Consider the following 14,887-nt stretch of genomic DNA (forward strand, 5'->3'; position numbering starts at 1 on the left):
ACGACGGCGCTATGGGCTGCGTTTCAATTTAATCGCCGCCCTCTACAACTATGAACTCAACCTGGCCTGAAAGAGTTAGAAAAGCCTTTCAGGCTAACACATAATCATTTTTGCAAGAGGTCTATTAGCCTACGAATCCACTCTTACGTCCACATCCGCCAACGGAAACTCCTTCCTCGCCAAATACGCATCAAAATACCGCTTAAAATATCGCCAGGAAGTAACATTCTCACAATCTATCCGAGCCTTGGGTGCATGTCGATAAGCCGGAATTCGCGTATTAATTTGCTCCCGTAAAAGCTCCGGCAGCTCCTCAAAACCCGTTATCTTACGCCCACTAGCACTATAAATCAACTGGCCAGCCCGATCACCCATTTTCATCCAAGGCACCCAAGGCCCCAACCGATCCCACCCCAAAATCACATTTGAGATACATGTTATATCAGGATTCCGCAATTCTTCAGTCGGCACCGTCAACTTAAATAGCTCAACCGCCTGATAGAGCGGTTGGGGACTATACTCCACAAAACGCTCATCTCCCCCTAGCGGATTTGGATAGGACGTAAACAAGTCAAACACAAATGTCGTGAACTCTCCATCCACTTTAGCCCCATACTGCCCCTCAAACGGCTGTCGCCCCTGAACCGGATTATTAGCAACATGCATCACCGGCACTGTTTCCCCTGTCCACGGATTTTTCCAACTATGCAAAATCTCATCGGTTTCTGGGTCCAAATAATAGGTTAACTCCCGTGAAACAAAATTCCAGCTTTCATCCTCATCCGGGTTGTCAAGACAACGACTCACATTCATGCCAACAATGTTGAACAGATGCACCTTCGGTTCTCCGGGCAAAAAAGCATAGACTGCTCCACTCCAGGTGAGGAACGCTTGCTCTCCTGTGGTCGAGTTACGAACCTTGACCCAGTCACGGGCTTCGAACATTTCTTGAGTCGCCATAATATGTAGTTCCTGATGGGGATAATTAGTCTTTTATGTAGGTCTTGTGTTGAAAAAACACCATCAATATCCTAAATCTTTCTCCCTGAAGAGAAGGACTTTGAGGTAAGTCCCCCTTCTCTCCCAGGGAGCCAGGGGTTGGGGATGTAGAGCTGGCTCTTCTCGCAGAGTAGGATCGAGATCTTGAGCCGTGCTCCGACTGACCGGAGCCTGCCCAAGGAAAACCAGATGTCGCTAGCTTCCCAACGTCTTATCCCACTCTAACTGATGGGCCAGCCCATACTTCACAAAGTCAGCTTCACTGGCCTTATCACTTTGCCCAAATACCCCTAAACTATAGGGATTATCCTGCATTCGCTGGGCGACCTGGGTTTGTTCAAACTGCATCACCTCTTCCCTTGGTTTGTTGGGCTTAAAAAAGTCCACCACCAGCACTGTCCTATCGTAATCCGTGTAGTTGTGGGGACAGTGGGGATAACTATGGTCTAACACCATAAACTCTCCTTCATGCCAGTGGAATGTATCATGACAAATTTTCATCGCCACATCTCCCTGGGGCACAATTAAGCCGAGATAACCCCGATACATGTGGGGATTATCGTTGGTATGGAGCCGAATATCTAAACCGGGGTGAAATGTGCCGAAGTAAATATTTCTGAGAATATTGGCATTTGTCTGATTAATGTCGGTAACAACCTGGGTCAACCTGGGGAAATAGGTTTCTCTTAAAGCCTGTACATTGTTCGCAGCATCAATGCTAGCACAGTCAGGGTAGTCAATCTGGTAAGTGCGAATATAGTCATCAATCAGCTGTCCCTGAAATAAAATGCCAAAGGCACTGTATTTTTTCGCCCCCTTAGTTCTGATGGTTTTACTTTGGGGCCCCATCATCTGTTCTGCAATGGTTTGCTCAGCAGTTGAACCCTGGGCCATAAAGTTGACAAACTCCTCTTTAATAGCTTCCCAGTCAGACTGCAAGCCATTCAGAAATGGAAACTGTTGTGGGTCTTGATGATAATCGTTAAAGCGGGTCTTCAGTACTTGCATATTCCTCTTGCCTATGCTTCTTGCTTATTCCTAATTATGTCTTTACTTGTTAAGAAAATAGAAGATTAATATCCTGGTGGTCTGGCTGTCATTAAAAATTAGCGCACCTATCTAAGATTAATCATAGCGAATCGTTGGATTCAGATTTAGAGGTGCTGTGGCTGAAACATCAGGACTAGATACGCTGATTAAGCACATCCGGGTCGTACGCCCAAACCAGTTATCAGTAGAACTACTGGACTTGGGGATTAAGGATGGAAAATTTGCCCAGATTTCTCCGAATATTAGTCCAGATCAGGCCAAAGAGGTGTTTGATGGCCAGAATTTGCTAGGGTTTCCCGGCTGTGTAGATGCCCACATGCACATCGGCATTTATCAACCCCTGGAACAGGATGCTGTGGCAGAAAGTAAAGCGGCCGCCATGGGGGGGGTGACCACCAGTCTGAACTATATGCGTACGGGGCAGTATTACCTGAACAAGGGGGGCCCCTACCAGGACTTTTTCCCAGAGGTGCTGGCCCGGTCAGCAGGTAACTTTTTTGTGGACTATGGCTATCATCTGGCCCCCATTAGCCCCAGTCACATTGATGAAATGCCGTGGCTATTGGAACAGGGGGTGACATCGTTTAAGATTTTTATGTTTTATGGTGGCCACGGTCTCCACGGTCTTTCTGAGCAACAAAGCCTGTTTTTGATGATCAATCGGGAAGACCGCTATGACTTTGCCCATTTTGAATTTATTATGCGGGGGCTGGCCCGTCTGCGGCAAGAGTATCCTGAGGTGAAAGATAGCCTGAGTTTAAGTCTCCACTGCGAAGTGGCCGAGATTTTAAATGCCTATACTAAAATTGTGCAACAGGATACCAGTCTCTCCGGCTTAAAGGCCTATAGTGCTGCTCGTCCTCCCCATTCCGAAGGTCTGGCCATTTGTATTGCTTCCTATCTGGCCCATGAGACAGACTGTGTCAATATTAATTTGCTGCACCTGAGTTCCCAGAAGGCATTGGAATCGGCATTAATGATGCAGAACACTTTTCCCCACATTAACTTTCGACGGGAGGTGACCGTGGGCCATCTGTTGTTGGATGTGGATGCTCCAGCGGGCAAGTGGGCCAAGGTGAATCCCCCGATCCGGCCTCGGCAGGATGTGGAATTTCTTTGGAATGCGGTGTTAAATGGCCAGGTGGATTGGATTGTTAGCGACCATGCCTGCTGTTCTGCAGAGAAAAAGGCCAGTCTCACGGACCCAGAAAATATTTGGCTGGCTAAATCAGGCTTTGGCGGCACTGAATATTTACTCTCGGGAGTGTTTAGCGAAGGTAGTAAACGGGGGCTGCCCTATCATCGGATGGCAGAACTGCTGAGTTGGAATCCGGCTCAACGGTATGGACTGTTTTGTAAAGGGGATATTGCCGTTGGTTATGATGCGGATCTGGTATTGTTGGACCCCGATGAGACATTTGTTGTCCAGGCGGATAACTCATGGTCGCAACAGGGGTATACCCCCTTCGAGGGGATGGAGTTAACGGGGCGAGTAAAACAAACGTTTTTGCGGGGGCAGTTAATTTATGACCATGGTCAGGTGGTGGGCCCCCCCCAGGGCAAGTACCTAAAACGTCCGTTAGCACTACTACCCGATACCTGATCCCCTCCTGGGAGGGGCAACGGGGTGGGTTAACCGTTGGCGCTATTAGTCGAAACCCACCCCGCCCTTGTGGTACCCCGCTCCAGAGGGGACCGGCACCCCGCCCGAGAGGAAATTTAATTGGAAACCTTTTAGGCTTAAGCATTCATTCTTTATGGAATCTCCATCTACTCCCATCAATGCATTTACCGCCTTGGCCCTGCAGCTAAAGTGTGAGGCGGTGAATCGGACGAGTAACGCATCCGAGGCCCGGGCGATTATGGCGGGTGCGATCGCAAAACTAGGCCCACAAATTGCCGCTGCCCAGGCCTTTATCGGGGCCGACTGCCGCCTGGTGGTGCTGCCAGAATACTGGCTCACCGGCTTCCCCATGGGAGAATCTCTCCCCGACTGGGGGACCAAAGCCTGTCTGACCATGGATGACCCCATTTACGAGACATTGGGAGCCATTGCCCAAAAACAGGGTATTTTTCTGGCGGGCAATGCCTATGAATTGGATCCTAATTTTCCCGATCTCTACTTCCAGAATTGTTTTGTGCTAGATCCCTCAGGGGATATGGTGTTGCGGTATCGTCGCATCAATTCCATGTATGCCCCCACCCCCCATGATGTGTGGGATAAATATCTGGATATCTACGGCATTGAAGGGATTTTTCCGGTGGCCAAAACCGCCATTGGCAATCTGGCTGCCGTCGCCTCCGATGAGATTCTCTTTCCCGAGGTAGCCCGGTGTTTAATGCTGCGGGGGGCTGAGATTTTGCTCCATCCCACCTCTGAAGTGTACGGCAATGCTCGGGCACCGAAGGAAGCGGCCAAAGTCTCTCGGGCTGTGGAAAATATGATGTATGTGGTCTCGGCCAATACCGCTGGCATCGCCAATACGCCGATTTTAGAAGCTTCCGTCGATGGGGGCTCAAAGATTATTGACTACCGGGGATTGGTCTTGGCAGAAACTGGGGCAGGCGAAAGTATGGCCGCCTATGGCGACATTGATCTGGATGCTCTGCGCCGCTACCGGCAACGGCTCAGCATCAAAAACCTGCTGTCTCGACAACGGCTGGATGCCTATACCACAATCTATAATCAGTCTTCCATTTACCCGCCCAACTCCATGGCCGCTGGGGATGTGGAACGCAGCCACTTTATCACCACCCAGAAAACAGCCCTTGAACGGCTAACACAGTTGGGGGTAATTTGACATGGTCGCCGCCATCGCCGTACGAAATCCCCGCACGGGCTGTCTGGATTACGAGATTACCCCACCCACGCCAGACCAGCTAACAGCTACCTGTGAGCGATTACGCCAAGGCCAGCAGGATTGGCAAACCAAAGGCATCAGCCATCGGATTGAGGCCTTGCAGGCGTGGAAACAGGCGTTGCTGGTCCGCAAAGACGCTTTGATTCAGGCGATTGTGGCGGATACGGGCCGACTTTCGGAATCCATATTGGAGGTGGATTCATTTCTCTCGGGACTGGACCGCTGGTGTGGACTGGCCCCGAACCTGGTCGCCCCAGCCCCGGCCAAAACAGCCGCTATTCCATTTATCCAGCTGCGTCCCCAGTTAGTGCCCTACGGATTGGTGGGGGTGATTAGTCCCTGGAATTTCCCCCTCCTGCTATCCACCATTGATCTGGTGCCAGCCCTGTTAGCAGGCTGTGCTGTTGTGGTTAAACCCAGTGAGATTGCCCCCAGGTTTATTCGGGTGATGTTGGCTGCGATCGCAACCGTCCCCGCCCTCCAATCAGTCCTCACCTACCTCGAAGGCGCAGGTGAAACCGGCGCGGCCTTGATCGACCAGGTGGATGTGGTGTGCTTTACCGGCAGTGTCGCCACCGGCAAAACCGTGGCCATGGCCGCCGCCAAACGCATGATCCCCGTCTTTCTAGAATTGGGCGGCAAAGACCCCGCCATTGTTTTAGCCTCAGCCGATGTGGACCAGGCGGCTACCGCATTACTGTGGGGCTCGGTGGTGAATGCGGGCCAGTCCTGTTTGTCCATTGAGCGGATTTATGTGGCTCGGGGGATTTGCGATCGCTTTGTCGAAACCCTGGTAAATAAAGCCAAACAGCTCAACCTGGCCTACCCTGACCCCAGCAGTGGTCAAATCGGTCCCATCATTGCCGCCACCCAAGCGGCCCTCATCAAAACCCATTTACAAGACGCCCTGGATCAAGGCGCTGTGATCCATTGTGGCGGCACCGTTGAAGATCTGGGCGGTGGCCTGTGGTGTCGCCCCACCGTCCTCACCCAGGTGAACCATAAAATGAAAATTATGACGACAGAAACCTTTGGGCCGATCATGCCCGTCATGCCCTTTGACACCGTAGACGACGCCATCCGGCTCGCCAATGATACGATTTACGGCCTCAGTGCTGCGGTATTCGCCGGTTCAGTGGACGAGGCTCAAGTTGTGGGTCAACAGATCCAGGCAGGGGCCATCAGCCTCAACGACGCTGGCTTAACGGCCCTAGTCTACGAAGGAGAGAAAAATGCCTTTAAGTTATCGGGTCTGGGGGGCTCTCGCATGGGCCCCGCATCGATCCAGCGATTTATGCGCAAACAGGTCTTTTTAGCAAAAACATCCCCCATACCAGATCCGTGGTGGTTTTAGCACTTTGAAATGTCTGTTGTTGTGGGATTAAGACCCTTGAAAGCCTGTCGTATTCATCAGTATCAGGGACCAGAATCTGTTCAAGTAGAGCAGGTAGATCTCCCAGAACCCGGTCCCGATCAGGTGAGAATCCGAGTGCGGGCAGCGGGCATGAACAACTCTGACCTACAAACTACCTATGGCAAATATCGAGGTTACGGTCACCAGGGACTCCCCCAAATGCTCGGCCAGGAAGCCGCTGGAGAAGTAGAGGCCGTGGGAACAAACGTGACAGAATTTACCCCAGGGATGCGGGTGTTTGGTCATGTTGCCGGTGCCTTTGCGGAATCAGCCTTGGGGCCAGCCGCTGAGTTATTGCCGCTACCCCAGAATATCTCGTTTGAGATCGCCGCCAGCCTCCCCATCGCCTATCTCACCGCAATTATGGCCCTGGTCTGCAAAGCCAAGCTCCAGGCCGATGAGTGGGTCTTAATCCATCCCGGCAGCGGTGGGGTGGGAACTGCCGCCACTCAGCTAGCCCAACTGCTTGGGGCACGAGTCATTGCCACCGCCAGCTCTGACCAAAAAACAAACTATTTACGGGCGTTAGGCATCGCACATGTGCTCAACCACACCACCCAGGATGTTGTTACCGAGGTGCAGAAAATTACGGAAAAAAAAGGTGTACAGGTGGCCCTGGATGGGGGTGGTCAAGTCACCTTGCCACAATGTTTAGCAGCGATTGCCAATGAGGGTCGAATTATTTCCTATGGCTATACAACAGGCATGGCAGCAACGCTACCATTGGTCAACCTGATTGGTCGTAATGTTCAGTTATTCGGTATTGCTCTCTGGTATAACCAAGATTATCGAACCACCTTAACCGTCCTGCGCGATTTAGTCATTCCCGCTATCGTGAAAGGTCAAGTCCAGCCAACTATCAATCTGGTGCAGGGTCTAGAGAGAGTGTCACAAAGTTTGTTACAAATGGAGCAGAATCGTCTCATGGGAAAGGTGGTCATTGTTCCATAATTTTATAGTCAGGTCGTTTAGTTAAATCAGGAGCTAGTTCAATGTCTACTATCCGAGAAGGAATGCCGGTTCTCACTCGCCACGAAGGCCAGTGGGCCGGGACCTACACAGTGATGGATAATGACGGCAAGATGCTCGACCATCACGAGTCCCTAATCACTTGTGAATTTCCAGTAGACCAGCCCCACCCCTATTTTCAAACTAATCGCTATACCTGGGCTGACGGCAAAGTAGAAGAATATCAGTTTCCCGGTATATATCGAGATCACAAACTTTGGTTTGACACCGAACGCATTGAAGGCAAAGCCTGGGACGCCGACAATTCCATTGTGATTCTATGGTTTGCCTACAAAGGAATTCCGGACGCCTTTGTCTACGAAATGATTCACCTAAGTAAGTGCAACAACCACCGCGCCCGCACCTGGCACTGGTTTAAAGCTGGCGAAATCTACCAGCGAACCCTAATTAAAGAAGAGCGAGTCAAGTAAGGAGTTGTTAATGATTAACTTCGTGTATTTTCTGGCCTCCCCCTTGGCAAGGGGGATTGAGGGGAGACAGCTCCATCTAGATACATCTAACTATCCGTAGAGACATCCCATGAAACCTATTAAACGAGCTTTTCTAGATACAGCAGATGGCCAAATTCATTATCGCATTGGGGGTGAAGGCGAGCCCCTACTTTTGCTACACATGAACCCCCGCAGCAGCGACGAATACCGGGAACTCATGCCCATTTTGGGACAACAGTACCAGGTAATAGCCATGGACACCATGGGCTTTGGCGATTCCGATAAACCCCCAAGGTTGTACACGATTTACGACTATGCTCAAACCGTCATTGCTTTACTAGATGAGCTAGGCATTCAAGCAACCAACATTCTGGGCAATCATACCGGTGCCTTTATCGCCGGGGAAGTCACGGCAACTTGCCCGGAACGGGTCAAAAAACTTGTCCTGGGCAATGTGCCTGGATTTGGTGAACGGGGTAAAGCCAGACTAATGGAACTCTTTGAGAAAGGCTTTAAGATCCAAGACGATGGCTCCCATCTAATGCAAAGATGGCAGGCCCGTTCCCGTTATGTGGGTACATCTGAGCTAAACCATCGCTGGGTGTTAGATGACCTCAAATGTTTTGGCTATCCCCTATACGCCGTCTGGGCCGTCGCCCAATACTGCATGGAAGCAGAGGCAAGATTAAATCAAATCATCTGTCCCACATTGATTTTCTGGGGCTTGGAAGATGTAAGAGAATTCGAAACACTTGGACTCTCCAAACCAGAAGACCGATTTTTTGTCACCCAGGTCATCCCCCATGGCCAAGTAGTCGATATCCCTGAGGGAACCATCTGTATGATGAATCAGATGCCTGAAAAAATAGCCGAGATGGTTCTTAACTTCTTAAATAGTGCATCTTAATGCATTACTTTAAAGATTTTCAGATTCCCTCTCCCCTCTTTTCCCATCTCCCCTGCCCATTTCCGTACAGACACTTTATGTCCGCATCGATCCCTTAGCTTCCCAACACCGCTGTACACTTAATCTCGACAATCAGCCCTGGGGTAGATAATGCCATAATGCCAACGCCGGTCCAGGTGGGAAAGTTCTTTGTGAAATAGCGGTCCTTTACCTGAATAAATAATGGTAAGTGAGGAATTTTTAAATCTTGTTGATCTTCTACAGCAGGATCCACAACATGGTAGGTAATCATCTCCACCACATCATCAAATGTGGCACCTGCTGCTGATAAAACCTTTTCCACATTCTTAAATGTCTGGTCAAATTGAGCTTCTGTGCCCTCAACCACCTGCATATTTTCATCTCTTCCCACTTGCCCGGCAATATATAAGGTATCTCCCACCTTTACCCCAGGACAGTAGCGGTATTTTTCGTACAGGATTTCCATTCCTTCAGGAATTATAATCTCGCGCTTAGTACCCATACCAAAATCCTCACAGCGATCTTTAATGGTTGAATTGTAACAACTGAATTGATTATAAGCGGTGCCTTGGGAAACAATTCTGGGCATCGGGTGCCATCGACTCTAAAGCTGAGTAAATAGGCATTAACTCAAGCCTGACTCAGGATATCTGACTACTATCATTGAAAAAAGTCCCGCTTTGAGTTGATATCCAGAAATTATGGCAAGAACACACATTGAGTTTATTCAATCCCAGACTATTCAGCCCAAATCCTGGGTGGTAGAAGGATTGCCTACTGGTGCCAGAACGCGAATTCTCAGCATCGATCTTGAAACCGGAGACTCTAGCGAATTGGTCAACTGGGACAGGGCCTGGGAGATTGATTCTGGTTATTTCACCTGTGACATAGAGTTTTTTGTTCTCAGTGGTTGCATACAGATTGGGCAATTTTGTCTAAAGAGCTATACCTATGGCTTTTTCCCAGCAGGCGTGTGTATTGCAGCCTGGAGGATTGAGCAAGATACAACGGTTTTATGGATGCCTGCCGCGTACCCTCAGTTTGTCAACGGGTCTCAATCTCTACCCGATGCCAAACAACACCTCTACATTCCTTCGTTGAGTTCAGAACAGTTACCCTGGCAACCCACATTAACCCCTGGCTTTCCACCGGGGGCCATGCGAAAAACCCTCAGAATGGATCCCGATGGGGGTAGAAGTGCCTGGCTACTGGGTTGTCTGCCTCAATTTGTTGAACCCTTTTCCGAGTATCACCCCATGCCTGAAGAAGAATTTGTCCTCCAAGGAAGCCTGACAACCCAGGCCGGACAGATGACTCCAGGCTGTTATTTTTGGCGGCCAGCCTTTATGCCCCATGCTCCCGCCTATACCCATACCGGATATTTTGCTTTGGTGCGTGGTGGTAATCCCCACGTTTCCCATCGTCCCTGGATACCGCCCTTTCACACCCACTATCCCTGGGATTTGCGATCGCACACAAATATTGATTGTCCATAAGTTGATGGATTGTTCCACCCCAGCCCTTAAGACAACCCCTGGCATTGATTAACATTTTAGGAGATTACATTTTAGGAGATTAGGTGGCCATGCATCAGCATCATCTGCCCAATGGATGCATGGGGGATAAGCTTTCCACCAAATCTCCCAAAACGTCTCATGTTGTTAACTTTCTGCTAGGGTCTTGAGATTACTTAGGCCTTGCTCATAATCTTTGCCAATCATACTGTCCATCATGAAACCAAAGTAGGTGCTAATGGGCTGCATCAATGGGGGCACACCGGCTCGCATGTCTGTGTCTAGGGACCAAGAAACGAGGGTGCCATTCTCCTGGGGAGTGAGTTTTAACAGGGCATCCGCCATGCCCTGATCACCAAAATCCAGATGGGTATTCACATAGTTAGGTGACTCTAACGCAATAATTTCCTGGGTGCCATTCCCCACCTGGGGGTCTTCGCTATGCCATTCCATAGTTTGTCCTACCCCCTGTCCACTGATGATCATTTCAGCATCTGGGTCCATTTTGGCCCAAGGAGACCATGCATCCCATTGCCCTAGGTCACTCACCATGGAATAAATTTCTGTTGGCGGAGCATTGATTAACAAACTCCGTTCCACATGTACCTGGCTAGGAATAATAAAACCGGCAACAAATGCGAGTAGAACTGTCGTAACTAAACCACCGATTACTTTCAAGACCATCTGCTCAGGCTCCACGGATACTACATTAGAATAGGTAGATCAAAAATCTTGGATGTTTTATTAGGAGTCAGAATCTAGAAGCCAGGAGAGTTCTATCTCTGGATTCTCACTCCCGACGTCTTACTTCCCACTTCTCCTGGAAGCTGATTCTTGAATTGGTCTACCGACTTCCCGTTTTAGTGTAGTCAAAGATTTTGGCTGGCGGGGAAGGGCTGAAGGAAGTCTTAACACCCGCATTTAAGGTTCTAAGGGTTGGGCAAAGAAACCCAAATGGTTGGCGACCGGACGTTCTTGCCCGGGGACTTTGCCATGGCCAGGCATATTGAGCACCTGGGGATTTTCCGACTGGCGAGTCCCCGTGGGCAAATGGGCAGAGCCTGCCTGGGGGGAAACTGCAACCGTCGTTGACCCACCGCCATCTAAACGTACCGCCGTATCGGCCCCTAGGGATTGGACTATGGCGGTCACCTCCCTCAGGGTTGTGCCTTCGGTATAAAGGGGTTGTTTGCCATCGGTTTGGATTAGCCACAGCCGAGTACCTGTGGCATCCAACGCTGCAATGTTAAATGGATAGGGCTTATCGCCTTCTGCGGAGACAATTTTGGTTTGGACATCCTCCGTGAGCTGGCCATTTTCCAGCAGCATGAGATTACCGGAAATGGCCTGGTGCGTCTCTTCTGGGCAATTGCCATCACGGTTCAATTCAGCCCGTTGATCGGTAAAACAAAGGGCTGGCCAATCGGCATACACCTCTGACACCTGGTCTCCATTCGATATTGATAGTCCGGCAAGATTAACTAGCTGATTAGGACGGGGGCGATAGTTCCAGGGGGTCACTTCTCGAAATGGGTAGAAAAAGTTGGCGTTGATGGCTAGCTGTAGCCCGTGGGTTTTGACAAAGGCGGAGGTACGTTGGCCCACGGATTCCCATTTTTTTTGTGATTCGGGGTCCAAGGCTGTTCCTTGATAACCTGGTGTGACAAGGGGTCTGAGGCCAGGGGCTGTGAGGTCAAGCTCGATGATGTGGATGATCTGGGGTCGGGGCTGATTGAGGACTTGACGGTTATAGACAATGCCCTGAAAGAGGGACTGGTCAACGACGTTTGTGGGTCTGGGGCGATATAAACTGTTGGCTCCATATAGAACTAACGGCATCAATAACCCTAGCCAAATGACACTTTCTTTTGTCTGACGCCAGCGGGGCATAACATTGTCCTATTCTTTGTCCAGTATTCTCAGACATAGCTTAACCAAATGATGAGCGAGTTGAAAATATCGCTCATCATTTGATTCACATCTGGTTCACATCATCCCGTTCAACGCTGAAAGCTAGCCCTGACGACAACAATGGACGATAGTGTGGGTAAAATCGCCAATGGATGTGATTATTTTTTCCATGGGTCAGAAAGCTAATTATTCTTTACGTTGGCCAGCTGTGGTCCCTAGGGTTGGGCTAATTGCGATCGCACTTTTCTCCTTCCATGCCATTAGCAGCCTGGTCTTTAGTGTGATTGATCTGGCCCCCAGTAGTCCGAAATGGGGATTAGCCTTAACCTTGTGGGGATTCTTAGCCGTGGCTGGAGCAGCAGCAGGTCTAGGTTCCCTCCGGTCCCTAGGGAAAAATGCCCAGCGACTGACGGGGCTGGCCAGCGGTGCAGCCTCGGTGGCCATTCTCGGTTTTTATACCCTGGGCCAACTGACGGGGCAACAGGCGCAATGGGCCATCGTCGGGGCTGTGCTCGGGTGCCTGGTGGGGGGTGGGTTAGGGATAACTCAGAGGGTAGGGTTTTGGCGCGTTGCGATCGCCATCACCAGCGGTCTCTGTGCCTATGGGACTGCCTTTGGTTTAGGGACCTGGGCCTTGGCAGCGGTCACTGTGCAGCGTTGGGAACTCGTTCTATTAATGGGCCTAGGGACTGGGTTATATCTTTGGTTGACGCGACGGGCGTTGGGGGTGGTATGGGAAACTATTTAAGTTTTGTATATATGATTACGTAATGGGTTTTTAGTCAGTTGTATGGACTCTAGGGCGTGATCTGAAACGGAAGTTTGTTGAGATCCGCCTTTAGAGATCATTTTATAGCTCACCATAAGGGACATCATGACCATAGAAACCACCGGACGCTATCTCATACTCCTACCAGATCAAGACCTAGGGGCCGGGATTCAAGCCCTGTCCAATGCAACAGGTATTCAAGGCGTGGCCAGGGCTGCGGATTTTGAGGACCATGCCTTTACCACCGCAGAACTCGATAGCCCCAACGCGTCAGTCTTTGATCGCTTAGGGGTAGCCGTGGTTCCCCTCGATCCGGATCAGGCCCAGTCGGTGCGCGCCAGTGCCGCCGCCAACAATAGCGTGTTGGCCATCCAACCAGAACGGGTGGTATATGCCCTGGGGCAACGGGGACTGTCCGCAGACTATCTGCGGGGCTACCGCGACGCGTCCACCCATCTCTATGAACAGGTGGAACCCCAGCAAGGACAGCTGGCAGCCCGTCAGCAGGTCGATCCACCGGAATTTACCGACGGTCCAGCCACCTGGGGCCTCCAGGCCACTCGAGTATTGGATTCACCCTATAGCGGGTTAGGCATTAAGGTCGCCGTATTGGATACGGGGTTAGATCTGAAGCATCCTGACTTTGCCGGTCGGGTGATCCAAAGCCGCTCCTTCATTACTGGAGAATCTGTCCAAGATGCGAATGGCCATGGTACCCACTGCATTGGCACAGCCTGTGGCCCCAAAGATTCCCCCGAGCTACCCCGCTATGGTGTTGCCTACAATGCTGAGATTTTCGCTGGCAAGGTGCTGAGCAATCGAGGTTCTGGGTCCGATAGTGGCATTTTGGCTGGCATTGAATGGGCGGTGAATAATGGCTGTGCCATCATCTCCATGTCCCTGGGCGCCCCCACCCAGCCCGGTGATGCCTTCTCCCCCATCTATGAACGGGTGGGGCAGCGGGCCTTACGCAACGGCTCCCTGATTATTGCTGCCGCCGGTAATGAAAGTACCGATCGCGTCACCGGTAGGCGAATGGTCCCTCCCAACCCGGTGGGATACCCAGCCAATGCCCCCACCCTAATGGCCGTGGCAGCCCTGGACAATCAGCTGCAGGTGGCCCCCTTTTCCAACGGCACCATTAACTTAAACGGGGGGCAGGTAGATATTGCCGGACCTGGGGTGGATGTTCATTCCACCTGGCCCATGCCCGACCGGTATTTGAGCATTAGCGGCACCAGCATGGCCACCCCCCACGTGGCGGGGATTGCCGCTCTTTATGCTGAGGCGACTGGGGCTCGGGGCATGGAACTGTGGGCCTGGCTCACGCGGGATGCCCAGCGGCTGCACCTACCTGGTACCGATGTTGGGATAGGCTTAGTACAGGCCCCGATGTCAATGTAAAACCGATGTAAGGCCATACATCCCTAGATTGATAGGCTGATGTATGGCTTTACGGTTTTAGGGCTGTCCATTGAAACCTCAACTTAAACCTCAACTTAAACCTCAAAAAGGGCCATGGGGAACGATGAAACAAGCTAGGTGGCTTAAACAACTGACCCATTGGCTGATGGTCGTTATGGTAACGGCGGGGCTGGTGGGTTGTTGGCCCAGTGGATCAGATGTCGTTAATGCAAATCCAGGAGATGATATGGACAAGATAAAGGTAACGATATCCCTTGATGACGCTCACCTAGACCAGATCGATCAGGTCAGTGAACAACTTAAAGCAGCGGGCCTAGAGGTGGAACAAACCCTATCCACCCTGGGAATTGTAACTGGATTGGTGGAGTCCGAGAAAATGTCGTCCCTGTCCGAGGTGACGGGGGTGGAGTCCGTTGAGGTGGATCAGACCATTAGACCTCTTGCAAAAATGATTATGTGCTAAATTGCTGTATTTTGCTGCCAGTCTTCGGCAAGGTTGAGTTCATAATTGTAGAGTGCCGCTATCAAATTGAATCGCAGCCCATAGCGTCGTCGT

At 50.8% G+C, this 14,887-nt stretch carries 15 protein-coding genes; 10 read left to right on the forward strand and 5 right to left on the reverse strand.

Annotated features, from left to right (window positions below):
* Window positions 1–129: 129 nt before the first annotated feature.
* Together VB741_RS13265 and VB741_RS13270 are read right to left on the reverse strand one after the other, a co-directional pair.
* The gene (locus VB741_RS13265; protein WP_323365662.1) at window positions 130–960 is read right to left on the reverse strand and encodes a DUF1838 domain-containing protein; all 831 of its coding nucleotides are present in this window, start codon (window positions 958–960) and stop codon (window positions 130–132) included.
* 234 nt (window positions 961–1,194) lie between these two features.
* Window positions 1,195–2,007 carry an aspartyl/asparaginyl beta-hydroxylase domain-containing protein gene (locus VB741_RS13270; RefSeq protein ID WP_323365663.1) on the reverse strand — a complete coding sequence of 271 codons (813 nt, stop codon included), beginning with the start codon at window positions 2,005–2,007 and terminating at the stop codon, window positions 1,195–1,197.
* Window positions 2,008–2,164: 157 nt separating this feature from the next.
* Here VB741_RS13270 and VB741_RS13275 point away from each other — a divergent pair, with 157 nt between their 5' ends.
* The 6 genes from VB741_RS13275 to VB741_RS13300 all read left to right on the forward strand — a co-directional run bounded on the left by VB741_RS13275 (window position 2,165) and on the right by VB741_RS13300 (window position 8,691).
* Window positions 2,165–3,652 carry a dihydroorotase gene (locus VB741_RS13275; RefSeq protein WP_323365664.1) on the forward strand — a complete coding sequence of 496 codons (1,488 nt, stop codon included), beginning with the start codon at window positions 2,165–2,167 and terminating at the stop codon, window positions 3,650–3,652.
* Between the two features lie 154 nt (window positions 3,653–3,806).
* Window positions 3,807–4,850, forward strand: coding sequence for a nitrilase-related carbon-nitrogen hydrolase (locus tag VB741_RS13280; RefSeq protein ID WP_323365665.1), 1,044 nt, complete (start codon window positions 3,807–3,809; stop codon window positions 4,848–4,850).
* A gap of 1 nt (window position 4,851) precedes the next feature.
* On the forward strand, window positions 4,852–6,264 hold the full coding sequence (locus tag VB741_RS13285; RefSeq protein ID WP_323365666.1) for an aldehyde dehydrogenase family protein: 1,413 nt from the start codon (window positions 4,852–4,854) through the stop codon (window positions 6,262–6,264).
* Window positions 6,265–6,273: 9 nt separating this feature from the next.
* A complete protein-coding gene (locus VB741_RS13290) occupies window positions 6,274–7,275 on the forward strand; it encodes a quinone oxidoreductase family protein (RefSeq protein ID WP_323365667.1) in 1,002 nt (333 codons plus the stop codon).
* A 41-nt stretch (window positions 7,276–7,316) separates the two neighbouring features.
* Window positions 7,317–7,763 carry a DUF3598 family protein gene (locus tag VB741_RS13295; RefSeq protein ID WP_323365668.1) on the forward strand — a complete coding sequence of 149 codons (447 nt, stop codon included), beginning with the start codon at window positions 7,317–7,319 and terminating at the stop codon, window positions 7,761–7,763.
* A gap of 109 nt (window positions 7,764–7,872) precedes the next feature.
* Complete coding sequence (locus VB741_RS13300; RefSeq protein ID WP_323365669.1) at window positions 7,873–8,691, forward strand: alpha/beta fold hydrolase; 819 nt, start codon at window positions 7,873–7,875, stop codon at window positions 8,689–8,691.
* Between the two features lie 94 nt (window positions 8,692–8,785).
* Here VB741_RS13300 and VB741_RS13305 read toward each other — a convergent pair whose 3' ends face one another.
* Window positions 8,786–9,214 (reverse strand): RidA family protein, encoded by a 429-nt coding sequence (locus VB741_RS13305; protein ID WP_323365670.1) that lies wholly within the window; start codon window positions 9,212–9,214, stop codon window positions 8,786–8,788.
* 199 nt (window positions 9,215–9,413) lie between these two features.
* Here VB741_RS13305 and VB741_RS13310 point away from each other — a divergent pair, with 199 nt between their 5' ends.
* Window positions 9,414–10,208: a DUF4437 domain-containing protein gene (locus VB741_RS13310; protein ID WP_323365671.1), complete on the forward strand. Its 795-nt coding sequence runs from the start codon at window positions 9,414–9,416 to the stop codon at window positions 10,206–10,208.
* A gap of 165 nt (window positions 10,209–10,373) precedes the next feature.
* On the opposite strand, the gene VB741_RS13315 is transcribed toward VB741_RS13310, so the two are convergent.
* Window positions 10,374–10,910: an SRPBCC family protein gene (locus VB741_RS13315; protein WP_323365672.1), complete on the reverse strand. Its 537-nt coding sequence runs from the start codon at window positions 10,908–10,910 to the stop codon at window positions 10,374–10,376.
* A 237-nt stretch (window positions 10,911–11,147) separates the two neighbouring features.
* Entirely contained in the window at window positions 11,148–12,116 is a 969-nt protein-coding gene (locus VB741_RS13320; protein ID WP_323365673.1) for a phosphodiester glycosidase family protein, read from the reverse strand.
* Between the two features lie 169 nt (window positions 12,117–12,285).
* Here VB741_RS13320 and VB741_RS13325 point away from each other — a divergent pair, with 169 nt between their 5' ends.
* The 3 genes from VB741_RS13325 (at window position 12,286) to VB741_RS13335 (ending at window position 14,794) form a co-directional block, all read left to right on the forward strand.
* A complete protein-coding gene (locus tag VB741_RS13325; protein ID WP_323365674.1) occupies window positions 12,286–12,885 on the forward strand; it encodes a hypothetical protein in 600 nt (199 codons plus the stop codon).
* A gap of 126 nt (window positions 12,886–13,011) precedes the next feature.
* Window positions 13,012–14,310, forward strand: a complete 1,299-nt coding sequence (locus VB741_RS13330) for a S8 family peptidase (protein WP_323365675.1) — start codon at window positions 13,012–13,014, stop codon at window positions 14,308–14,310.
* Window positions 14,311–14,434: 124 nt separating this feature from the next.
* Window positions 14,435–14,794 carry a hypothetical protein gene (locus VB741_RS13335; RefSeq protein ID WP_323365676.1) on the forward strand — a complete coding sequence of 120 codons (360 nt, stop codon included), beginning with the start codon at window positions 14,435–14,437 and terminating at the stop codon, window positions 14,792–14,794.
* The last annotated feature ends 93 nt before the right edge of the window (window positions 14,795–14,887 follow it).

The organism is Leptothoe sp. PORK10 BA2, assembly GCF_034932105.1.
Lineage (GTDB): Bacteria > Cyanobacteriota > Cyanobacteriia > Phormidesmidales > Phormidesmidaceae > Leptothoe.